General features: G+C 72.1%; 21 protein-coding genes. 12 read left to right on the top strand and 9 right to left on the bottom strand.

Translation table 11 applies throughout. From position 1 onward, the window contains the following. Window positions 1-65 precede the first annotated feature (65 nt). On the top strand, window positions 66-1,796 hold the full coding sequence (locus ADL15_RS21010) for a GAF domain-containing SpoIIE family protein phosphatase (RefSeq protein WP_067693717.1): 1,731 nt from the start codon (window positions 66-68) through the stop codon (window positions 1,794-1,796). Between the two features lie 95 nt (window positions 1,797-1,891). Continuing rightward, a complete protein-coding gene (locus tag ADL15_RS21005; protein ID WP_067693714.1) occupies window positions 1,892-2,218 on the top strand; it encodes an STAS domain-containing protein in 327 nt (108 codons plus the stop codon). Window positions 2,219-2,242: 24 nt separating this feature from the next. Here ADL15_RS21005 and ADL15_RS21000 read toward each other — a convergent pair whose 3' ends face one another. From ADL15_RS21000 to ADL15_RS20990, 3 genes are all read right to left on the bottom strand, one after another. Beyond that, entirely contained in the window at window positions 2,243-2,881 is a 639-nt protein-coding gene (locus ADL15_RS21000) for a DivIVA domain-containing protein (RefSeq protein WP_232344247.1), read from the bottom strand. Next, a complete protein-coding gene (locus ADL15_RS20995; RefSeq protein WP_157441487.1) occupies window positions 2,878-3,672 on the bottom strand; it encodes an AbfB domain-containing protein in 795 nt (264 codons plus the stop codon). Before ADL15_RS20995 ends, ADL15_RS21000 begins: the two co-directional genes overlap by 4 nt. A gap of 175 nt (window positions 3,673-3,847) precedes the next feature. Next, complete coding sequence (locus ADL15_RS20990; protein ID WP_232344246.1) at window positions 3,848-5,710, bottom strand: hybrid sensor histidine kinase/response regulator; 1,863 nt, start codon at window positions 5,708-5,710, stop codon at window positions 3,848-3,850. Window positions 5,711-5,884: 174 nt separating this feature from the next. On the opposite strand from ADL15_RS20990, the gene ADL15_RS20985 reads away from it, so the two are divergent. Further along, entirely contained in the window at window positions 5,885-6,619 is a 735-nt protein-coding gene (locus tag ADL15_RS20985) for an SDR family oxidoreductase (protein ID WP_067693708.1), read from the top strand. A gap of 320 nt (window positions 6,620-6,939) precedes the next feature. Here ADL15_RS20985 and ADL15_RS20980 read toward each other — a convergent pair whose 3' ends face one another. Then, window positions 6,940-8,256 (bottom strand): NAD(P)/FAD-dependent oxidoreductase, encoded by a 1,317-nt coding sequence (locus ADL15_RS20980; protein WP_067693705.1) that lies wholly within the window; start codon window positions 8,254-8,256, stop codon window positions 6,940-6,942. A 69-nt stretch (window positions 8,257-8,325) separates the two neighbouring features. Then, a complete protein-coding gene (locus ADL15_RS20975) occupies window positions 8,326-8,565 on the bottom strand; it encodes a hypothetical protein (RefSeq protein ID WP_067693702.1) in 240 nt (79 codons plus the stop codon). A gap of 566 nt (window positions 8,566-9,131) precedes the next feature. Between ADL15_RS20975 and ADL15_RS20970 the strand changes: the two genes are divergently transcribed. Then, window positions 9,132-9,326, top strand: a complete 195-nt coding sequence (locus ADL15_RS20970) for a hypothetical protein (RefSeq protein WP_157441486.1) — start codon at window positions 9,132-9,134, stop codon at window positions 9,324-9,326. Here ADL15_RS20970 and ADL15_RS20965 read toward each other — a convergent pair. Further along, window positions 9,277-9,711, bottom strand: coding sequence for a DUF6010 family protein (locus ADL15_RS20965; protein ID WP_067693696.1), 435 nt, complete (start codon window positions 9,709-9,711; stop codon window positions 9,277-9,279). The genes ADL15_RS20970 and ADL15_RS20965 overlap by 50 nt on opposite strands. Before the next feature lie 120 nt (window positions 9,712-9,831). On the opposite strand from ADL15_RS20965, the gene ADL15_RS20960 reads away from it, so the two are divergent. From ADL15_RS20960 to ADL15_RS20945, 4 genes are all read left to right on the top strand, one after another. After that, complete coding sequence (locus ADL15_RS20960; RefSeq protein WP_067693692.1) at window positions 9,832-10,326, top strand: (2Fe-2S)-binding protein; 495 nt, start codon at window positions 9,832-9,834, stop codon at window positions 10,324-10,326. Beyond that, window positions 10,323-11,297: an FAD binding domain-containing protein gene (locus tag ADL15_RS20955; protein ID WP_067693689.1), complete on the top strand. Its 975-nt coding sequence runs from the start codon at window positions 10,323-10,325 to the stop codon at window positions 11,295-11,297. The genes ADL15_RS20960 and ADL15_RS20955 overlap by 4 nt, the downstream gene beginning before the upstream one ends. Next, window positions 11,294-13,318, top strand: a complete 2,025-nt coding sequence (locus tag ADL15_RS20950) for a xanthine dehydrogenase family protein molybdopterin-binding subunit (protein WP_067693688.1) — start codon at window positions 11,294-11,296, stop codon at window positions 13,316-13,318. The genes ADL15_RS20955 and ADL15_RS20950 overlap by 4 nt, the downstream gene beginning before the upstream one ends. Before the next feature lie 75 nt (window positions 13,319-13,393). Further along, window positions 13,394-14,059 carry a SprT-like domain-containing protein gene (locus ADL15_RS20945; RefSeq protein WP_067693685.1) on the top strand — a complete coding sequence of 222 codons (666 nt, stop codon included), beginning with the start codon at window positions 13,394-13,396 and terminating at the stop codon, window positions 14,057-14,059. Here ADL15_RS20945 and yidC read toward each other — a convergent pair. Next, window positions 14,056-14,964: a membrane protein insertase YidC gene (gene yidC, locus ADL15_RS20940; protein ID WP_232344245.1), complete on the bottom strand. Its 909-nt coding sequence runs from the start codon at window positions 14,962-14,964 to the stop codon at window positions 14,056-14,058. The genes ADL15_RS20945 and yidC overlap by 4 nt on opposite strands. Before the next feature lie 151 nt (window positions 14,965-15,115). After that, complete coding sequence (locus ADL15_RS20935) at window positions 15,116-15,391, bottom strand: DUF6412 domain-containing protein (protein WP_067693682.1); 276 nt, start codon at window positions 15,389-15,391, stop codon at window positions 15,116-15,118. A gap of 663 nt (window positions 15,392-16,054) precedes the next feature. Between ADL15_RS20935 and ADL15_RS20930 the strand changes: the two genes are divergently transcribed. Next, window positions 16,055-17,668: a methyl-accepting chemotaxis protein gene (locus ADL15_RS20930; protein ID WP_067693679.1), complete on the top strand. Its 1,614-nt coding sequence runs from the start codon at window positions 16,055-16,057 to the stop codon at window positions 17,666-17,668. Here ADL15_RS20930 and ADL15_RS20925 read toward each other — a convergent pair. Beyond that, window positions 17,658-18,698: an LLM class flavin-dependent oxidoreductase gene (locus ADL15_RS20925; protein ID WP_067693676.1), complete on the bottom strand. Its 1,041-nt coding sequence runs from the start codon at window positions 18,696-18,698 to the stop codon at window positions 17,658-17,660. The two genes, ADL15_RS20930 and ADL15_RS20925, sit on opposite strands and share 11 nt — an antisense overlap. Before the next feature lie 92 nt (window positions 18,699-18,790). Here ADL15_RS20925 and ADL15_RS20920 point away from each other — a divergent pair, with 92 nt between their 5' ends. Genes ADL15_RS20920 through ADL15_RS20910 form a run of 3 tightly spaced genes read left to right on the top strand, consistent with a single transcriptional unit; the run spans window position 18,791 to window position 20,731 of the window. Continuing rightward, the gene (locus tag ADL15_RS20920; protein ID WP_067693673.1) at window positions 18,791-19,597 is read left to right on the top strand and encodes an NADPH-dependent oxidoreductase; all 807 of its coding nucleotides are present in this window, start codon (window positions 18,791-18,793) and stop codon (window positions 19,595-19,597) included. Window positions 19,598-19,619: 22 nt separating this feature from the next. Next, window positions 19,620-20,255: a DUF2461 domain-containing protein gene (locus ADL15_RS20915; protein WP_067693670.1), complete on the top strand. Its 636-nt coding sequence runs from the start codon at window positions 19,620-19,622 to the stop codon at window positions 20,253-20,255. Between the two features lie 26 nt (window positions 20,256-20,281). After that, a complete protein-coding gene (locus ADL15_RS20910; protein ID WP_198170913.1) occupies window positions 20,282-20,731 on the top strand; it encodes a VOC family protein in 450 nt (149 codons plus the stop codon). Window positions 20,732-20,758 lie beyond the last annotated feature (27 nt).

Here is a 20,758-nt window from a genome sequence, read left to right as displayed (position 1 = left end):
GAGATGTGTGAGGATTCGAGGGTGCAGAATCCTCCGCCCTCCTCAGGCGACCTCGTGGGGAGCGCGTGAACGCGGCGGCCCGTGTCACCGCACTGCACCGGACCGGGCTCACCGCTTCCGCCGACCCCGCTTTCGACAGGTTCGCCGCGATGGTGCGTGCCGCTCTGCGGGTGCCGATCGCACTGGTCACCCTGGTGGAGCCGGACCGGCAGGTCTTCCCCGGCGCGTGCGGGCTCGGCGAGCCGTGGCAGCGGCAACGGCACACCCCGCTGTCCCACTCGTTCTGCCAGCACGTGGTGATCAGCGGCGCCCCGCTGGTCGTCGAGGACGCGCGCACCGATCACCGGGTCGCCGGCAACCTGGCGATCGACGAGCTGAACGTGGTCGGCTACGCCGGGATGCCGCTGACCGACCAGACCGGGCTGGTGCTCGGTTCGCTCTGCGCCATCGACACCGCGCCGCGCCGGTGGACCGCCGCCGAGCTGGAGATGCTCGCCGACCTGGCCGCCGCCTGCTCGGACAGCCTGCGGCTGCGGATCGCCGGCCACGACGCGCGCCGCCGCGCCGACCAGACCGGCGCCGCGCTCGACCGTGTCCAGCTGCTGCTGCGCGCGAGCGTCGCGCTGGCCAACACCAGCACCGCCGAGGACATCATCGGCGCGGTCCGCGACCTGGTCACCGGGACCCTGGACCCCGCGTACGTGGGCCTCTCGCTCGTCGACGCCGACGGCCGGATCGAGCTGCAGTCCGGCCGGGACCTGCCCCCGCACCTGGCGAGGCAGTGGCGGGGCTACGCCGGCACCGCCACCACCCCGTCCGCGCTGGCCGCCCGGGAGGGCGCGGTGGTGCTGCTGCCCGACCTGAACGCGGTGCTGGACCGGACGCCGGACGCGGCGGGCACCTTCGCCGAGATGGGCTGGCAGGCCGCGGCCAGCGTGGCGCTACCCGGCGCGGAGGCGCCGATCGGCGCGCTCACCTTCGTCTGGAAGCGGCCGTACGCCCTCGACGCCGCCGAGCAGGCCACCCTGGCGGCGCTGGCCGGATACGTCGCGCAGGCCCTGCAGCGCGCCGAACACCTCTCCGCCCGGGAGAACGTCGCCACGGTCCTGCAGAAGGCGATGCTCACCGACCTGCCCGGCGCCGCCCCGTACGAACTGGCCGCCCGCTACGAACCCGCCGCCCGGGGCGAGCAGGTCGGCGGCGACTGGTACGACGCCGTCCGCCTGGACCGGCACCTGGCCCTGGTGGTCGGGGACGTCACCGGCCACGACATGCGCGCCGCCGCCCGGATGGGACAGTTGCGCAACATGCTGCGCGCGTTCCTGACCGACCGGAACGAGCCGCCGGCCGCTCTGCTGCGCCGCCTGGACGCCGCCAACCAGATGCTCGGGCGGATCACCGCGACCGCGGTGCTCGGCTACCTGGCCCCGGACGGCGCCGGGCACCGGCTGCTCTGGTCGAACGCCGGGCACCCGGTCCCGCTGCTGCTGGACGCGACCGGGGTGACCGCGCTGACCGGCCACGACCCGATGCTCGGGGTGCTGCGTGAGCTGCCGCGCAGGAGTCACAGCCGGCACCTGGCGCCCGGGTCGACGGTGCTGTTCTACACCGACGGCCTGATCGAGACCCGGGACCGTCTGCTCGACGACCGCGAACAGGATCTGGCCGAGGCTCTGCGGCACCTGGGCGGGGCCCCGCTGCCCGAGCTGCTCGACCGGCTCTACACCACATTCGCCGGCGACGACCACGAGGACGACGTCGCGATGCTGGCGGTCCGCACCCCGTTCCGGCCGTGACAGGCATGCAATCGGCGGCTGAGGGTACCTAATCGCCATTCAAGCGTCGCGGTGCCCGCAGGCCGAGCGCACCGCACGCGGCCCGAGGACTCATCATGACCACTGCCCCGCAATGGTCGGCACACGTCACCGAAGAGGGTGACACGAACACCGTCGCGCTCACCGGCGAACTCGATCTGCTCGTCGCCGACGAGCTCACCCAGCTGCTGATCACCCGGCTCGACCGGCCCGGCACCGTCCGCGTGATCGCCGATCTCACCGCGGTCACGTTCCTGGACTCGGCGGCCCTCGGCTCGCTGATCGTCGCGTACCGGCACGCCCAGGAGACCGGCGAACGGTTCACCCTGGCGAACCCGACCCGCCCGGTCCGCCGCATCCTGGACATCAGCGGCGTCTACGACATCCTGACCGACGCGGCCTGATCCTGGCGGGTCCTCAGTACCGGGTCAGGCGCCGAGGTCGGTCAGGCGCCGGGTGGCGTCGTCGGCCACCGCCGCCCGGATCTGCCGGACGACGTCGGACAGTTCGTTGATCTCGTCGATCGCGGCGGCCCGCTTGGCGGTCAGCCCGGCGATCGCCTCGGCGTGGGCGTGCCGGGCGTCCGCGACGATCGTGGAGGCCCGCAGCTGCGCCTCGCTGACCAGCTGCCCGGCCTTCGTGATCGCCTGCTCGACGAGCGTCTCGGCCTCCCGGTGGGCGTCGCCCAGGTGATCGTCGGCGGTCCGCTGTGCCATCTCCAGCATCCGCGGGTCGGCCGGGCGCCGGGCGGCCGACGCCGCCGCCCGCGCCTGCTCCAGCTCGGCTTCCAGGGCCCGGGCCCGCTCCTGCGCGACCAGGCAGTCCAGCTCCGCCCGGCGCACCCGTTCGGCCAGGTCGGCGTGGTCGGCCAGATCGGTGTGGGTGAGCTGGTCGGTGAGCGTACGGTTCTCCGACTCCAGCCGGCGCATCTCCCCGGCGACGTCGTCCAGGAACCGGTCGACGTCGTCCTCGTGGTACCCGGTGGTACCGGTGTGCGGTCGCCGGAACGCGACGCTGTCGATCTCGGCCGGGGTGAGCGGCACGGCGACACCTGCCTTTCTGATCACAGCGGGGCGACCGTGCGGAACACCGTCGCCGCCTCCTCGAGTCGCAACTCGTCCCCGCTCACGTGCATGTGGAGGGACGGATAGTTGGTGGACCGCAGCACGAACCCGGTGGCCTGCGCCACCGGGCAGAACGTGGCGTCCTGCTGGAACAGTGCGCTGCCGTCCGGCGCGGCCAGCCGGATCACGAAGCTCTGGTGCCGCAGGAAGGTCCCGGGTACCCCGGCGGCCTCGAACGAAACGCAGGCCGGGTCGGACCGGCCGGCCCGGACCACGAAACGGCTGTCGGACCGGTCGGTCGTGGAGCTGGTGGCGCTGATCGTGTCCAGCCTGGCCACCGCGTCGCGGTGCCGGACCCGCCGGGTGGGGTCACCGGCCGGGGACAGGCCGACGGTGGTACCGACCACCGGCAGGACCGGCAGGCTCGGCGCCGGACCGGCCGAGGTGGCGGTGGTGGCGGTGACCGGGCGGGAGCTGGCCGGACGGCGGGTCGGGGTGTAGGGCGCCGACTCCGGCGACCGGCTCGGGGCGGGGCCGACCGACACCGGCGGGGAGACCCGCGGCAGGGTCGGGTACGGCTCGGCCACCGCCGGGACCGGGTCGTCGTCGCCGGGTCCCCGGACCATGCCCAGGACCACGGCGTACCCGATCAGGGTAAGAGTGACCGCGCCGGCCAGCGCCAGCAGCGGGCCGCGTGGGATCAGCGGGCCGTCGGAGCGCCGGGATCCCTGGTAGGGCGGGTTCCGGCGGCCGGCGCGGACTCCCGCTGGCACCTCGTCCTCCGGCATTCCCATCGCTCTCCGGTCAGCTGCCGACCTGTGCACGTTCCCATACCGACGCGGTAACGCCCCTGGTCAGGTCGGTGCAGGGAGGACAACAGACCTGACCCGGTCCACGTCGCCACGAAGTACACCCGCCACCACCTCCAATGTCAACATCGAGTGGCGGCCATGCACCCTTGAGTGAGGTTCAGGCGTCGCTGTCCGCATGATCGACGGCGAGCGCCTCGGTCACCCCGGCGAGCAGCTCGATCGCGGTGAACGGCTTCGGCACGATCCGGGTGCCCGCGTCGATGCCGTGCTCGCGGCGCACCTCGGCTTCGCTGTACCCCGACATGAACAGCACCCGCAGATCCGGGCGGCGACTGCGGAGCCGGGCCATCAGCGCCGGGCCGGAGCGCCCGCGCAGCACGATGTCACTGATCACCAGCGACACGTCCTCCAGGTCCATCCGGGCGAGTGACCCCTCGCCGAGCGCGGTGGCGCGATACCCGTGGTCCTTGAGGATCCGGGTCACCAGGTCCCGTACGAAATCGTCGTCCTCCACCACCATGATCAGCTCACCCTGACCGGGGGCCGGGTCCGGCGCCGGGCCTGCCTGCGGTGCGACGTCGGCCGTGGCCGACGGCAGCAGGATCCGGAACGTCGTCCCGATCCCCGGCGCCGAGTCGACGGCGATGTGCCCGCCGGCGTCACCGACGATGCCGTAGACGGTCGCCAGCCCGAGCCCGGTCCCGCGGTCCTCGGACTTGGTGGTGAAGAACGGCTCGAAGATCCGGTCGCGCACCTCGGCGGTCATCCCCGTGCCGGTGTCACTGACCGTCAGCTGCGCGTAGCGGCCGGGCGGCAGCGGTTCCGCCGACCCGTCGGCGAAGTCCACCCGGTCGGTCTCCAGGACCAGCACCCCGCCGGTCGGCATCGCGTCCCGCGCGTTGATCACCAGGTTGAGCAGGATCTGGTCGAGCCGGCCACGGTTGGCCCGGACCGGCATGACATCGTCCTGCGGGCGGCAGATCAGCCGGATGTTCTCGCCGATCGTCCGGCTGAGCAGGTCGTCGGCCTCGATCACCACCCGGTTCAGGTCGATCGTCTCGACCTCGGTCGGCTCCCGCTTGGCGAACAGCAGCAGCTGCCCGGTCAGCGACCGCGCCCGGTCCGCGGCGCTGCGGATCCGGCCGAGGTCGTCGGCCGCCTCCCCGGTGACCTCGTCGGCGAGGAAGTCCGCGTAGTTCAGGATGATCGCGAGCAGGTTGTTGAAGTCGTGCGCGACCCCGCCGGCCAGCTGGCCGAGGCTCTCCAGCCGGTCGGCGCGCGCGGAGCGTTCCCGGGCCTGCCGCTCCTCGGTGACGTCACGTTCGGTGGCGGCCGCGGCGACCACCGCGCCGGACCCGTCGCGGATCGGCCAGACGGTCGCCGAGACCAGGAACGGCGTGCCGTCCTTGCGGACCCGGCGGGTCTCGGCCAGGAAGAGCTGGTCGCCCGCGGCCAGCCCGGCCAGGGCCAGCTCCAGGGCGTCGCTCCGGTCGGGGGGCAGGATGACGTCGAAGGACCGGCCGATCGTCTCGGCCGCCGTCCAGCCGTACATCCGTTCCGCGCCGCTGTTCCAGGTCAGCACGATGCCGTCGAGGGTGCTCACGATGATCGCGTCGCCGGACTGCTCGGCGAGCGCGGCCAGCATCTCGCGCTCGCGGATGGCGCCCGCGGTGGATCGCAGCATCCGCCGGTGGTGGTAGGCGAGCAGCCAGCAGATCGCGGTGGTGAGGGCCACGAACAGCAGGCGGGCGTACTGGGCGCTGTCGCCGAGCAGCCCCTGCCAGGTGGAGACGGCGAAAGCGGCGGCGCACGCGTAGCCGCCCACCGCGAGCACGGCCGGCGGGCTGGCCGACGGAGCGGCGAGCGCCGGCCCGATCGCCACCATGCCGAACAGCAGACCGCGCGCCGGCAGAGCCGCCGAGATCACGGTGAGCACGGTCACCATCAGCACCGAGACCAGGAGGTACGTCGTCCGCAGCCGCCCCCGTACGTCGGCTGCCACGATCGGAAGCTTGCCCACCGGGGCGACCTTTCCGCGAGGCTGGTCCTGATTTGTCCGTCCCTCAGCGTAGTCCTCTTCCCCCGGCGATTGCCCCGAGACAACTATCTGCGGCTGTCACAGATCGCCGGGCTGCCCGGTCATAGCCGGTGAACCGTTGCGGACCGCCGCCGCGGATGACAGAGAGGCACCACCATGAAGATCGCCGTCATCGGGGGCACCGGGCTGATCGGCTCGCAGGTCGTCACGCTGCTCACCGCGGCCGGGCACGAGGCCGTGCCGCACTCCCTGTCGACCGGCCTGAACCTGCTCACCGGCGAGGGTCTGCCCGCCGCGCTGGCCGGCGCCGACGTCGTGGTCAACCTGACCAACTCGCCGACCTTCGACGAGGCCTCCCCCGCGTTCTTCCGCACCACCATGGACAATCTGCTGGCCGCCGCGAAGGACGCCGGTGTCGGCCACGCGGTGATCCTGTCGATCGTCGGCGCGGAGCTGGTGCCGGACCTGGTCTACTACCAGGCCAAGGTGCTGCAGGAGGACATCCTCAAGGCCGGGCCGGTCCCGTGGTCGATCGTCCGCGCCACCCAGTTCTTCGAGTTCGTCGAGGCGGTGCTCTCCTGGACCACCGACGGCGACACGGTCCGGCTCCCGGCCACCCCGATCCAGCCGATGGCCGCCGCCGACGTCGCGCAGGCCGTCACCGAGGTCGCCGTCGGCGCCCCGCTCAACGCCACCCGCGACGTCGCCGGCCCGGAGGTCTTCACCCTCGACGAACTGGGCCGCCTCACCCTCACCAGCAAGGGCGACCCGCGCACCGTGCTCACCGACGCCTCGGCCGGCATGTTCGCCGCCGTCCCCGGCTCCGCGATCATCGCGAAGGAGGGCGCGGTGCTCGCCCCGACGTCCTACAAGGAATGGCTCTCCCGGTAGTCGATCACGGCCCGCATCCCGGTGGTGCGGGCCGTTTTCACCACCATTTGGTACGAATATCGAGCGCTCGTCCGCAGGCTACAGGCCGAGTCCCGCCCGTGCGGCCACCGCGAGACCGTGGCTGCTCCGGACCGCAGCGCGACTCACGGTCCCGGCTGGTCGTGAGGGGTGCCTCCGCGACACGGAGACACCCCTGGAAACCAGCCGGCGACCGGGAGCCGCGCCGCGGTCCGGGGTGGGCACGGTGTCGCGTTCGCCTCACGGGCGGGACGCGGCTCGTAGCCTGCGGAGAGCGCTCCATTGTTCGTACCGGATGGGGTTTAGTGTTTGGTCTCGCCGGCGGTGACGAAGGCCTGGCGGGGGTGCTGGACCGAGGCGAGCGAGACGATGTCGCGGCCGAAGAACGCGGCGGCCAGCCAGATCGCCAGGACCCGGACCTTGCGCTCCCAGCTCGGCACCGCGAGGACGTGGTAACCGCGGTGCATCAGCCAGGCCGGCAAGCCCTTGATCACGATGCCGCGCCACTCGAAGATCCCGCGGCCCAGGCCGAGGGTGGCGACCGTGCCGAGGCTGCGGTGCACATACTTCTTGGCGGGGCGGCCGCGCAGGTCGGCGAGGATGTTGCGGGCCAGCAGTTTGCCCTGGCGGACGGCGTGCTGGGCGTTCGGCACGGTCGCGGCGCCGTTGCCGAGCGCGAGGTCCGGCACGGCCGCGTCGTCGCCACCGCCCCAGGCGTCCGGGATTGGCGCGTCCTCGGTGCCGACCCGCAGGTCAGCGCGCACCACCAGCAGCCCGCGCGCGTCGATCGGCAGGTCGGTGTGGTTGTGCACCATCGGGTTCGCGGCGTTGCCGGCGGTCCACACGATCAGATCCGAGTCGAACTCGACGCCGGTCGACAGCACCACGTGACCGTCCTCGGCGGACATCACCTGGGCGTTCAGGTGCACCTGCCCGCCGCGTCGTTCCAGCTCACGGACCACCCAGCGGCCCGGTTCGTCGGCGACCTCGGGCAGGATCCGGCCGCGGGCCTCCACCAGGTGGAAGGACAGCTCCGCGGGGTCGAGCTCCGGGTACGCCTTGACCAGCGTGGTGGCCAGCGACAACAGCTCGCCGAAACCCTCCACGCCGGAGAACCCGCCACCCACGAAGGCCACCGTCAGCAGCCGCCGGCGGCGCGGGCCGGGCGGCAGCGTCGAGGCCCGATCGAACGCGGTCAGCAGCTGGTCCCGGATCGCCACCGCCTCCTCGACGTGCTTGAGGCCGATCGCCTGCTCGGCCACACCGGGAATGGCGAACTTCCGGGTGACCGCCCCGGCCGTGACCACGATCGTGTCGTAGGCCAGGGGGTACTCCTCGCCCTCGGTGGGACGCACCGTCACCAAGCGCCGGGCATGATCGATCGTGACGACCGACCCGGAGATGATCTTCGTTTTCTTCAGGTGCCGCCGCTGTGAGACGGCGGCGTGCCGCGCCTCGACCGAACCGGCCAGCACCTCGGGCAGGAACGGCTGATAGGTCATGTAGGGCCGCGGGTCGACAACGATCACCCGCGCCTCGTCGTGCCGGAGCTTCTTCTCCAGCTTCCACGCTGCATAGAACCCGGCGTATCCGCCGCCCACCACCAGAATCGTTCTCACACAAGTCAGGACCGGACAGCCCCCGGATTTGTGACAGCCGGGGGTGTTCAGCTTCCAGACGGCTCAGCTTTAGACAGTTACGTCCAGACGGCCGGGTGCGACCGGGGCCGCGCTGGAGCCGGTGCTCTGCTGCGCCTGGGCCACCGCCTTCTGACTCCTGGTCACCTCCGCCTTGTCCTCGGAGATCACCTTCGCCTCGGCCTTGGCCGCGGTGTCCGCCGCCAGCTTCTGCTGCGCCGCGACGAGAGTCGCCTTGGCGGTGTCGTAGCCGCTGCTGCTGCTCGAGGAGATCGCGCTGATCGAGGCCATGGTGGGGTGCTCCTGTTTCGGTGGGGTGCTGCTCGCCGTGGACGAGATGACAAGTCGGCCGCGCCCGCACCGACTTGCACCTTCACCCCTCATTCACAGCGAACCCCTAGGTTCCACCCCGGCAGTCCTGCCGCCGCACCGAACCGGAGAGCACTGGGCGTCGTCAAAGCGGCGCTGAAAGCACCACGGTGCTCGCCAGGCCCGGGCCGGCGGCTGTTTCCCGATGGGTGGCCGAACCCCGTCCGGCTGGTTCTCCCGGTCGTCGGACCGGACATGCTCGGCTGGCCCTGAGAGCCGTCGAATACCCGGACCTCGCGGCTGGCTCTGAACGCCCTCAAACCACCCGCATAACGGCCCCCAGAGCCAGCCCGGGGCCGTGACGCGCGCCGCTTCCGCGGTGGGGACGGACGTCGCGGCCTTGCCCACCCGGCGAGCCGCACCGGACCTCAGTACTGACCACTGATGACCGGGACCCGTCGCGGTCGTGACCGGCGCGGCCGCCACGTGACGTGGGTAGGTGGGTGGGAAAGTGGGTAACCCGCTGTCCGGCGAGAGGAGTGATCATCGTGGCGACCTGCAACCTGTGCCACCGGGACATGTCCGACGGCGAGGTGGACGGGCATCGGCGTGACGTGCACCCGGACATCTCCGCGGACGGCACCCGGGAGTCCGACCACAGCCGGATCATGCCGGACGCCGCCGCCGAGTCGATCAGACCTCCGGACGCGGCCGGGCATCCGCGCGCGGCCGAGGACGCCTGAACCGCTCCGCGACCAGCCGGGTCACCGAGGGACCGCCGGCGAAGCACCACACCGCGATCACCGGGTCGCAGATCGCGCACCCGAACGACGAGTCGTGCGCGAACGGCACGATCGGGCTGCCCGCCACGTGATGGGCGACGTCCCAGCCGGTGTGCAGCAGCCAGCCCACCCCGATCCAGGTCCAGGAGTCCAGCCCGCGGTAGGCGACGAACGCCATCACCGTGGTGAAGGCGAACTCCCACAGCCCCAGACCACCGCCGCTCAGATACGCGGCGCCCGCACCACCGACCATGATGGCGTTGAACCGGCGGCGGTGCCGGTCCGGGAGCAGGGACATGGCCAGGACGTAGGCGAGCCCGATGAGCAGCGGGGCGATCACAGACATGTCCTGAACCTAGAAATCGGCGGCGCCGGCGAACAGTGGCTGAAATGCCCCCCTTCAACGGGATTCGGCCAACCGCCGGAGAAGACGGTTGAGCTGCTGTTATGCGGGTATCGGCGGGCCATGCGTCTCACCGTCAACGGTGCACAGCACCATCTCGTCGGCCTGGATCCGCGCACCACGCTGCTCGACGTGCTGCGCGAGCGGCTGCACCTGACCGGGGCCAAGAAGGGCTGCGACCACGGCCAGTGCGGGGCGTGCACGGTCCTGCTCGACGGCCGGCGGGTCAACAGCTGCCTGATCCTGGCGATCACCCAGCCGGACGCGCAGGTCACCACGGTCGAGGGCCTGGGGCATCGGGGTGAGCCGCATCCGGTGCAGCAGGGGTTCCTGGAGCACGACGGGTTCCAGTGCGGGTACTGCACGCCGGGCCAGATCTGCTCGGCGGTCGGCATGCTGGACGAGGTGGCGCAGGGCTGGCCGAGCGCGGTGACCGGAAGTGACAGCGAGGATCTGCTCGCCGACGCGGAGATCCGGGAACGGATGAGCGGGAACCTGTGCCGGTGCGGTGCCTACCCGAACATGGTTCCGGCGATCCGCGAGGCGGCGGGCCGGTGAAGACGTTCGAGTACCGCACCGCCACCGGACTCGCCGACGGCTTGGAGCCGGGCGCGGTGTTCCTGGCCGGCGGCACCAACCTGGTCGACCTGATGAAGCTCGGCGTGGCCACCCCGGACGTGCTCGTCGACGTGACCCGCCTGCCCCTCGACCAGGTCACCGAGCTGCCCGGGGGCGGGGTGCGGATCGGCTCCGCCGTACGAAATAGTGATCTTGCCGCGGATCGCCGGATCCGGACCGGCTACCCGGTGCTCAGCCAGGCCCTGCTCGCGGGGGCGTCCGGGCAGCTGCGCAACATGGCGACGACCGGCGGAAACCTGCTGCAACGCACCCGGTGCCGGTATTTCATGGACGCCACCATGCCGTGCAACAAGCACCTGCCCGGCTCGGGCTGCCCGGCCCGCGAGGGCGATCATCGCAACCTGGCCGTGCTGGGCGGCTCGGACGCGTGCATCGCCACCCATCCGTCGGACATGGCGGTCGCGCTCGCGGCCCTGGACGCGGTGGTGCAGATCGATGGACCGGCCGGGTCACGCAGCATCCCGGTGACCGATCTGCATCGGCTGCCCGGGGACACGCCGGAGCGGGACACCGCCCTCGAGCACGGTGAGCTGATCACCGCGGTGGACCTGCCGGTGCTGCCGGTGGCGGCCCGCTCGGCATACCGGAAGGCCCGCGACCGGGCCTCGTACGCCTTCGCCGTCGGCTCGGTCGCCGCGGCCCTGGAGGTCAAGGACGGCCTGGTCCACGACGTACGCCTGGCGTTCGGCGCGGTGGCGCCGAAGCCGTGGCGGGCACTCGCCGCCGAGCAGGCGCTGCGCGGGCAACCGGCCACCCACGAGTCGTTCCTGGCCGCCGCGGACGCCGAACTCGCCGCCGCGCAGCCGCTGCGGGACAACGCCTACAAGGTCACGCTGATCCGCAACCTGACCGCAGCGACCCTGTCCGCGCTGACCGGAGACGTCCGATGACGAACACTCTCTCCCGCGCCGTCGGCACCCCGCTGGCCCGGCTGGAGGGCCCGGCCAAGGTCTCCGGCGCGGCCCGCTACGCCGCGGAGTATCCGCAGGACCAGATGGCGTACGCCTGGATCGTCCCGTCCCCGGTCCCCCGTGGCCGCCTCGACGCGGTGCTCACCGACCCGGCCGAGGAGGACGACGTGCTGGTCGTGCTCTGGCACGGCAACGCGCCCCACCTGGAGAAGTCCGACGACCCCGAGCTGGCCGTGCTGCAGTCGGACCGGATCGCCTACCGCGGCCAGCCGGTCGCGCTGGTGGTGGCCCGCACCCTGGAAGGTGCCCGGCGCGCCGCCCAGGTCGTGCAGCTGGACATCACCGCCGAGGACCACGACGTCGAGCTGCGCGCCGACCACCCCGATCTCCACACCCCGGACGAGGTCGTGCCGGGTGTGCCCGCCGACACGGCGACCGGCGACGTCGACGCGGCGCTGGCCACCGCCCCGGCCACGGTGGACGTCACCTACTCCACGCCGGCGCTGCACAACAACCCGATGGAGCCGCACGCCACGATCGCCCGCTGGGACGGCGAGAACCTGGTCCTCTACGACTCCAACCAGCACCCGTCCGGCATCGCGAAGACCCTGGGCACGGTCTTCGGGCTGCCCGTCGAGCGGGTCCACGTGATCGCCGAGCACATCGGCGGCGGCTTCGGCTCGAAGGGCTCGGCCCGCCCGAACGCGGTGCTCGCCGCCATGGGCTCGTGGGTCACCGGCCGCCCGGTCCAGCTGGCCCTGCCCCGGCAGGCGATGTTCAGCATGGTCGGGCACCGCGCACCGACCGTCCAGCGGATCCGGATCGGCGCCTCCCTCGACGGCGACCTGACCGCGATCGATCACGAGTCGTGGACGCAGACCAGCCGGCTCTTCGAGTTCGTCGAGTCGCCCGGCGTGGTGACCCGCAGCATGTACCCGGCGCCGAACCTGCGGACCAGCCACCGCGTCGTCCCGCTGGACGTGCCCACCCCGCGCTGGATGCGCGGACCCGGCGAGGCCCCCGGCATGGTCGCCCTGGAGTGCGCGCTCGACGAGCTCGCCATCCGGCTCGACCTGGACCCGGTCGAGCTGCGCGCCCGGTCCGCGAACCCCGGATACCTCACCTGCCTCCGCCGTGGCGCGGAACGTTTCGGCTGGTCCGGTCGAGACAACCGGCCCCGGCAGCGCCGCGAGGGCGACTGGTGGATCGGCACCGGGATGGCCGGCGCCACCTACCCGGCGAACGCGATGCCGTCGACCGCGCGGGTCCGAGCCCTCGGCCACGACGGGTACGAGGTCGCGATCGGCGCCGCCGACCTGGGCACCGGCGCGCGGACCATCCTGGCCCAGATCGCCGCCGACGAGCTCGGCGTGCCGGTCGAGGACGTGCACATCCGGATCGGCGACAGCACCCTGCCGGTCGCGTCGGTGGCCGGCGGCTCGTCCGGCAGCGCGTCCTGGGGCTGGGCGGTCACCGGCGCCTGCCGCGCGCTGCGTGAGTCCGGCGACGACGAGGCCACGTTCGACACCACCGAGCTGGTCGGGAAGATGCCCACGGACCGGCACGCCTACGGCGCGCACTTCGCCGAGGTACGCGTCGACGCGGTCACCGGCGAGGTCCGGGTGTCCCGCCTGTTCGGCATGTACGACACCGGCCGCATCCTCAACCCGCGCACCGCCCGCAGCCAGTTCATCGGCGGCATGGTGATGGGCATCGGGATGGCCCTGCACGAGGAGTCGGTGCTGGACCCCGCCCTCGGCGCCTGGGTCAACCACGACCTCGCCGAGTACCACATCCCGGCGCACGCCGACGTCGAGCAGATCGACGCCGAGTGGCTGGACGAGCCCGCGGCGGACCTGAACCCGATGGGCGCCAAGGGCATCGGTGAGATCGGCATCGTCGGCTCACCGGCTGCCATCGTCAACGCGGTCTGGCACGCCACCGGCATCCGGATCCGCGACCTGCCGGTACGACTGGACAAGCTGCTGCCGAGTCTCTGAACCCCGGCCGACCCCGCTGCGCCCCGTCCGCCCCGCCCGTCATCATGGTGAGGACGACGACAAGGAGCAGCACGGTTGGATCTGAACCACGCACGGGAACTCGCGACCGGTCTGCTGGCCCGGCACGGGCTCACCACCTGGCGACTCACGTTCGACGACGCCAAGACCCGGGCCGGGGTCTGCCGATCGGACCGCCGGGAGATCAGTCTTTCCGGTCCCCTGATCGGGCTGTACACACCCGAGCAGGTGACCGAGACGGTGCTGCACGAGATCGCCCACGCGCTCGCCGGCCCGAAACACGGTCACGACAAGGTGTGGCGGGCGACCGCGATCCGGATCGGCTGCACCGGGCGGCGGTGCATCCCGGAGGACGCGCCCCGGGTCGACGGCTCCTGGCAGGGCGTCTGCCGGGCCGGTCACCGCACCACCGCCCACCGCCGACCGGTCCGGGTCCGGTCCTGCCGGCACTGTTCCCGCGCGTTCGACCACTCGGCGCTGTTCGCCTGGACGTACCAGGGTCACCCGGCCCCGATGCACCCCGGCTACGTGGCCGAGCTGACCCGGCTGCGCGGCGCCGCCGCACCCCGGCTGGCGATCGGCGACCGGGTCCGGCTCAAGGGCGGCGGCAAGTACGGCGGCCTGGCCGGGACCATCGTGAAGCGGGGCCGCAGCCGCTACCAGGTACAGACCCGGCTCGGCCTGCTGAACGCGTCGTTCGCCATGGTCGAGCGGGCCCTCTAGGACCGTTTCGGCCGCCGCCCGGCCGGCTTGGCACCGACCTTCGGGGCCGAGACGACCTTCGGCGCCTCCGCGGCAGTCGTCGCCGGCGGTGTGTCCAGCGGATACCTCCGGTGCATCCACATCTGCTGGCCCAGCGCGAAGACGTTCTGCGTGGTCCAGTACAGGATCACGCCGACCGGGAAGATCACCCCGGAGATCAGCAACGACACCGGTACGCCGTAGAGCATCAGCCGCTGCACCATCCGCTGCTGCGGATCCTCCGCCCAGCCCGTCTTGAGGATGGACATCCGGCTGGTCAGGTACGTCGTGGTGATCATCGCGACGATCAGCACCGCCGCCACGATCTTGACGGTGACGCTGTGCGCGCCGAGCGGGCCCAGCTGATCCGCGGTGGCCTGGAACCCGGCCGCGATCGGAGCACCGAACAGCTTGGCGTGCGAGGCGTCGTGGAACTGCGTGACGGTCCAGCCGTACAGGGTCTGCGCGTCGGCGCTGACGATCGTCGGCCGGAGGTGACGCAGCACGTGCAGCAGGCCGATGAAGATCGGGATCTGCAGCAGCATCGGCACGAAACTGCCGAACGGGCTGACGTTCTCGGCCTGGTAGAGCGCGGGCAGCGCGGCCTGCAGACCGGCCGGGTCACCCTTGTGCCTCTCCCGCAGCTCCTTGAGCTTGGGCTGCAGCCGCTGCATGGCGCGCTGCGAGTGCATCTGCCGCACGTAGATCGGCACCAGCAGCGCCCGGACGGTCAGCACCAAAAAGACGATGCCGAGCACCCAGGCCCAGTCGGTGGCCAGCACGTGCGGATCACCGAGAACCCGGTCCCAGACGGCGTGCCAGAACAGCAGCACCGCGGAGATCACGTGGTAGACGACCGACATCAGCCCGCCGAACAGCGCGCTCATCGGGTGGACCGCGATCCGGACAGGGTGGAACGAACGATGGAAGACATGAAGGAACCCCCAGGGGCGACTAGCAACTGGTCAACGACGGACAGTCACCAGCGGCCGCAGGAAGCGGGCCGGGCACAGCGGTAGATCGTGGAGAAAGGCCCGCTCAGGCGACCGCTGCGGCGGCCGTCGGTCCCCTGGGGCGGGTCCGGCCGGAGGCATCGGGGTCACGATGGCGGGGCACGCCGACCCGGTCGGCGCGGCGGCGCAGCGCACGCCCGGCGCCGCGGAAATCACCGAAGCCGGCGGGGCGGACCAGCAGCACTCGCGCGAGCACGGCAACCAGCACGACGCCGACCAGGGCGCTGGTGCCGGCCACGAACTCGGACGAACTGGCGGAGGCCAGCATGCTGACCAGTCGCCAGAGCGCGTCCATCCACATCACGGCGCAACCGTAGCACCGCCGGGCCCGCCCCCGGCCGCGCCGCGAGCCACCCGCACCCCAGCCAGCAGCGGCCCAGCGACCAGCCCCCGCGTTCCTGAACACCATCCGGCCGGCGCGAGACCGCTGCCGGTCCTTCTCCCCATACGGTACGAATACGGAGCCCCCGCCGCAGGCTACAAGCCACGCCCCGGGCCGGCCTCACGCAACACCGCCCCCCGTCCCGACCGCCACGCGCCCCCAGCCCCTTCTCCCCACAACCCCTGCGTGGAGCGCACGCAAACTCCCCACACAACGCCACCCCACCCACTGCGTGGGGACTATCGGTGCGGAGCGCACCCAAACTCCCCACACAACGCTGCCTCAGCCACTGCGTGGGGACTAACGGTGCGTCCGCAGCCCCCGGGTGGGCGATGGACGTCCGCATTACACCGTCGCGTGCTGCCACTGCCCCACCGCCGCCGACCGCGGGCTGCCCACCACCCCACCGCCGCCGATCGCGGGCTGCCACCGGCCTGTCGGCGCCCCCGACATGGATCTCTACCGCCGCCACCGGCACCGGCACCGAGGATTAGATTGTGACCCAGGGCACACGTCACATGTGCTTCAGAATCGTGCCGCCCCGCCGACAAGTCCGAGCACAGCGTCGGGAGAGAAACCCTCATGGGTATCGGTGACATCAGCGTCGGCAAGCGCCTCGGGGCGTCCTATCTAGTACTGACCGCGCTGATCGTCAGCTCGGCCGGAACCGGCTGGTGGGGTCTGCGCCAGCAGGCCTCGGCCCAGTCCGAGCTCGGCGCCCTGGAACAGGTGCGCGACGACATCCAGGCCGCCAAGTACAACGCCGCGGACGTGACCGGCTGGCAGGGTCTGGTCATCGCGGACGCCGGAGCGTTCGGCGCCGGCTACGCCCTCGGCCCGGACGGCTATAACCGCCAGGGCGAGCTGAAGTCCAAGGACGCCATCTACGCCCAGCTCAAGGGCGCCGCCCTCGGCGACATGACCGCGGCCGAGCAGGCCCAGTTCGCCCAGCTGAAGACCGCCTGGGACGAGTTCTTCGGCTGGGACACCACGATCATGGGCTGGCTGGCCGCGGACACCAAGGCGGCCCGCGCCAAGGTGATGACCAGCGTCAACGGCGGCGAGGCAGCCGACGCGTACGGAAAAGTTCTGGAAATCACCGCTGAACTGGATACATCGGTGAACAAGCGGGCGGACACGCTGCGCACCGAGGTGCAGCGGGCCCGCGACACCGCCCTGCGGATGCTCGCCATCGCGCTCGGCCTCGCCCTGGTCCTCGCCGTGGTGATGGGCGTCTGGGTCACCCGCTCGGTGACCGGCCCGCTCGCCACCGTGGTCGAGGCGCTCAAGCGACTCGCCGGCCACGACCTGACCGTCCGCGTCGACCTGAAGCGCCGCGACGAGCTGGGTGTCCTCGGCGACGCGGTGAACAGCACCGCCGAGTCGCTGCGCACCACGGTCTCCGCGATCGCCGGGCACGCCGGCGCGGTCTCCACCTCCTCGCAGGAGTTGCACGAGGTGTCCGCGCAGATCGCCGCGGCCAGCGCCGAGGTGGACGCGAAGGCCACCGCGGTGGCCACGTCCGCCGACCACGTCTCCGGCAACGTGCAGACCCTGCAGGCCGGCAGCTCCGAGATGACCCTGGCGATCGACGAGATCGCCCGCAACGCCGGCCAGGCCGCCCAGGTGGCCGGCGAGGCGGTGGGCGAGGTCGCCCGCACCAACCAGACCGTCGGCAAGCTCGGCGCGTCCTCGACCGAGATCGGCAAGGTGGTCTCCATGATCACCTCGATCGCCGAGCAGACGAACCTGCTGGCCCTGAACGCGACGATCGAGGCGGCCCGCGCCGGCGAACTGGGCAAGGGCTTCGCGGTGGTGGCCGGTGAGGTCAAGGAGCTGGCCCAGGAGACCGCGAAGGCGACCGACGAGATCGGCCGGCTGGTCAAGGCGCTGCAGACCGACTCGTCGGACGCGGTCGGCGCGATCGACCGGATCGGCGCCGTGGTGTCCCGGATCAGCGACTTCCAGACCCTGATCGCGGCAGCCGTCGAGGAGCAGACCGCCACGACCAGCGAGATGGGCCGCAACGTGGTCGAGGTAGCGGACAGCAGCGCGACCATCGCCACCAGCATCGCCGGGGTGGCCTCCGCGGTGGCGACCACCACGGCGGTGGCCGACCAGGCGCAGGAGAACGCCGCCGGCCTGGCCCGCACCAGCGCCGAACTGCGCGAACTGGTGGCCGGCTTCACCCTCTGAGCAACGGCAGCAACTGCTCGCCCTGCCTCCTGATCTCCGGGAGGTAGGGCGTGTCGGACAGCACGAAGTGGGTGATGCCCAGGTCCTGGTATTTCCGCAGCGACTTGGCCACGTCCTGCGCCGACCCGACCAGCCAGGTGGTGCCGGCGCCACCCCCGCCGAACCGGCCCGGCGCGGTGTAGAGGTTGTCGTCGAGCACCTCGCCCCGGGTCGCGAGGTCGAGCAGCCGCTGCTGACCGACGGCCGCGTGCCGGTTCGGGTCGGTCTGATGGGCCCGCGCCATCTCGGCGACCTTCGCCTCGGCGTCGGCCCAGGCCTGCTCGGTCGTGTCCCGGACCAGCGTGGTGATCCGAAGACCGAATTCCAGTGGCTGATGTTCGCGGCCCACCGCGCTGCTGAGCGTCCTGAGACGGTCGATCCTTTCTCGTACGCCGTCGAGCGGCTCGCCCCAGAACAGCTGCACGTCGGCTTCCGCGGCGGCCACCCTCTCGGCCGCCTCGGACGCGCCGCCGAAGTACAGTCGCGGCGGCTTGCTCAACCGCGGCACCACCGTCGCGTCGGTGACCTGGAAGTGTTCTCCCTGGTAGGTGACGTGCTCCTCGGTCCACAGCTTGCGGACGACGCGCAGGAACTCGGCCGTCCGGGCGTACCGATGGGCCTGATCGCCCTCGCTGTCGCCGTAGGCGGCGAGATTGTCCTTCCCGGACACGATGTTGATCAGCACCCGCCCGCCGCTGAGGTGCTGCAGGGTCGCGGCCGCCGACGCGAAGTGCGCCGGACGCCAGTACCCGGGCCGGGCCGCGATCAGCGGCTGGAACGTGGTGGTGCGCGCGGCCAGCGCGGTGGCCACGGTGAACGTGTCCGGACGGCCCCAGCCGGTGCCCAGCAGCGCACCGCCCCAGCCGTGCTCCTCCAGCGCGAGGGCCTGCTCGGTCAGGGTGTCCAGACTGTTGTGCCCGGCCACCACGTCGTCACCGCGGTGCCCGGGACGATCCTGGTTGGGGATGTACCAGAGGAATTCGAGACTCATCGACGTACCCTCTCTCGCATTTCCTATCCACTCTATAGCTAATATATGGATGCGGCGCGCCCCTGCCCCTACCTTCGACACCTGGAGCCCGGATGTCCGACACGCTCGCCACCGATCGCTACGGCGACCCCGACGCCCGCCTCGGTGTGCTCACCGAGGTGCTCGAGCTGCAACTGGCCCGCCGCTCGGTGCGCCGGTTCACCGCGCGCGAGGTCACCGACGACGAGCTGACCGCCCTGGTCGCCGCCGCACAGTCCGCGCCCACCTCGGCCAACCTGCAGGCCTGGAGCGTGATCGCGGTCCGCGACCCGGGCCGCCGCGCCCGGCTCGCCGCCCTCGCCGGCAACCAGGCGTTCGTCGCCCAGGCCCCGCTGTTCCTGGTCTGGATCGCCGACCTGGGCCGGGCCCGCCGCCTGGCCGTCCGCGCCGACGCCGCGCTGGACGCCGCGGACTACCTGGAGACCACCGTGATCGGCCTGGTCGACACCGCGCTGGCCGCGCAGAACGCGGTGCTCGCCGCCACGTCACTGGGCCTGGGCTCGGTCTTCGTCGGCGCGGTCCGCAACCACCCGGAGGAGATCGCCGCCGAGCTCAAGCTGCCCCCGCACACGGTCGCGGTCTTCGGCCTGGCCGTCGGCGAACCCGACCCGGCCGAGGCGGCCGGTGTCAAACCCCGCCTGCCCCAGGCCGCGGTCCTGCACCACGAGCAGTACGACGCGGACGCCGCCGACGCGCACATCCCGGCCTACGACGAACGGCTGGCCGGCTACAACGCCCGCTACGGCCTGACCGGCGGCTGGTCCGACCGGGTGCTCGCCCGGCTGCGCGGCCCGGAGTCCCTGGCCGGCCGCCACCGCCTCCGCGAGATCCTCGACCGCCTCGGCCTCCCGTCCCGCTGACCGCCGCGACTACCGTGACCCCATGACGTTCCGTGGCTGGCCGGTGGAGGCGCTCGAGTTCTACGAGGGGCTCGCCGCCGACAACTCCAAGACGTACTGGACCAAGCACCTGGAGGTCTACGAAACCCAGGTGCGCGGGCCGATGCAGGAGCTGCTCGACGAGCTGGCGCCGGAGTTCGGGCCCGGGAAGATCTTCCGGCCGTACCGGGACGTACGGTTCAGCAAGGACAAGACGCCGTACAAGACACACCTCGGGGCGTGGCTGAACGACGGCGGCTACCTGCAGCTGTCCGCGGACGGGCTGTCCGCCGGGTCCGGGACGTACCAGATGGATCCCGGGCAGCTGGCGCGTTACCGCAGCGCGGTCGCGGCCGCCGGGACCGGCACCGAGCTGACCGAGATCATCGCCGCGACCGAGAAGGGCGGGGTCGGCGTGGTCGGGCACGGCAGCCTCAAGACCGCGCCGCGCGGCTACCCGAAGGACCATCCGCGCATCGAGCTGCTCCGCCACAAGGGCCTGACCACCTGGCACGACTGGCCACCGGCCGCCTGGCTGGGCACCGCCGCCGCCAAGACCCGGATCGTCGGCTTCCTGCGCGCGAGCCTGCCGTTGCGGCGCTGGCTGGACGACAACGTGGGCAATCAGGTCAGCGACTGACCGCAATTGCGGGCAGGGTGGCAACCATGCCACTCGAGATCGCACGCGACATTCAGATCACGTTCGACTGCGCCGACCCGGCCGGGCTGGCCGCGTTCTGGTCCGAGGCGCTCGGCTATCAGGTGCAGGCGCCGCCGCCCGGCTTCGCCACGTGGGACCAGGCCCTGGACGCCTGGGGTGTCCCGCCGGAGCGCCGCAACGACGCCTCGGCCGCGGTCGACCCCAAGGGCGCCGGCCCACGGCTCTTCTTCCAGCGCGTCCCGGAGGGCAAGACCGCGAAGAACCGGGTGCACCTCGACCTGCGGGCCGCGCCCGGGCTCGGCGGCGACGAGCGGATGGCCGCCCTGGAGACCGAGGCGTCCCGGCTCGTCGCCCACGGGGCCGTCCGCGTCGAGCGACAGGACCCGGCACCACCGCTCGGGGCCGGCCACATCGTGATGACCGACCCCGAGGGCAACGAGTTCTGCCTGGACTGACCGTTGTCGGTACGGGGCGCGGGGTCG

The sequence above is a fragment of the Actinoplanes awajinensis subsp. mycoplanecinus genome (assembly GCF_001509495.1).
In the GTDB taxonomy this organism is placed as follows: Bacteria; Actinomycetota; Actinomycetes; order Mycobacteriales; family Micromonosporaceae; genus Actinoplanes; species Actinoplanes palleronii.
This window is presented reverse-complemented; position numbering and strand designations above follow the sequence as displayed.

Bases quoted from the DNA above. Each gene is read 5' to 3' on its own strand.
- ADL15_RS21005 (WP_067693714.1), top strand. From the start codon at position 1,892: ATGACCACTGCCCCGCAATGGTCGGCACACGTCACCGAAGAGGGTGAC.
- ADL15_RS20995 (WP_157441487.1), bottom strand. From the start codon at position 3,672: ATGGGAATGCCGGAGGACGAGGTGCCAGCGGGAGTCCGCGCCGGCCGC.
- ADL15_RS20985 (WP_067693708.1), top strand. From the start codon at position 5,885: ATGAAGATCGCCGTCATCGGGGGCACCGGGCTGATCGGCTCGCAGGTC.
- ADL15_RS20975 (WP_067693702.1), bottom strand. From the start codon at position 8,565: ATGGCCTCGATCAGCGCGATCTCCTCGAGCAGCAGCAGCGGCTACGAC.
- ADL15_RS20965 (WP_067693696.1), bottom strand. From the start codon at position 9,711: ATGTCTGTGATCGCCCCGCTGCTCATCGGGCTCGCCTACGTCCTGGCC.
- ADL15_RS20960 (WP_067693692.1), top strand. From the start codon at position 9,832: ATGCGTCTCACCGTCAACGGTGCACAGCACCATCTCGTCGGCCTGGAT.
- ADL15_RS20950 (WP_067693688.1), top strand. From the start codon at position 11,294: ATGACGAACACTCTCTCCCGCGCCGTCGGCACCCCGCTGGCCCGGCTG.
- yidC (WP_232344245.1), bottom strand. From the start codon at position 14,964: ATGAGCGCGCTGTTCGGCGGGCTGATGTCGGTCGTCTACCACGTGATC.
- ADL15_RS20935 (WP_067693682.1), bottom strand. From the start codon at position 15,391: ATGTGGATGGACGCGCTCTGGCGACTGGTCAGCATGCTGGCCTCCGCC.
- ADL15_RS20930 (WP_067693679.1), top strand. From the start codon at position 16,055: ATGGGTATCGGTGACATCAGCGTCGGCAAGCGCCTCGGGGCGTCCTAT.
- ADL15_RS20925 (WP_067693676.1), bottom strand. From the start codon at position 18,698: ATGAGTCTCGAATTCCTCTGGTACATCCCCAACCAGGATCGTCCCGGG.
- ADL15_RS20920 (WP_067693673.1), top strand. From the start codon at position 18,791: ATGTCCGACACGCTCGCCACCGATCGCTACGGCGACCCCGACGCCCGC.
- ADL15_RS20915 (WP_067693670.1), top strand. From the start codon at position 19,620: ATGACGTTCCGTGGCTGGCCGGTGGAGGCGCTCGAGTTCTACGAGGGG.
- ADL15_RS20910 (WP_198170913.1), top strand. From the start codon at position 20,282: ATGCCACTCGAGATCGCACGCGACATTCAGATCACGTTCGACTGCGCC.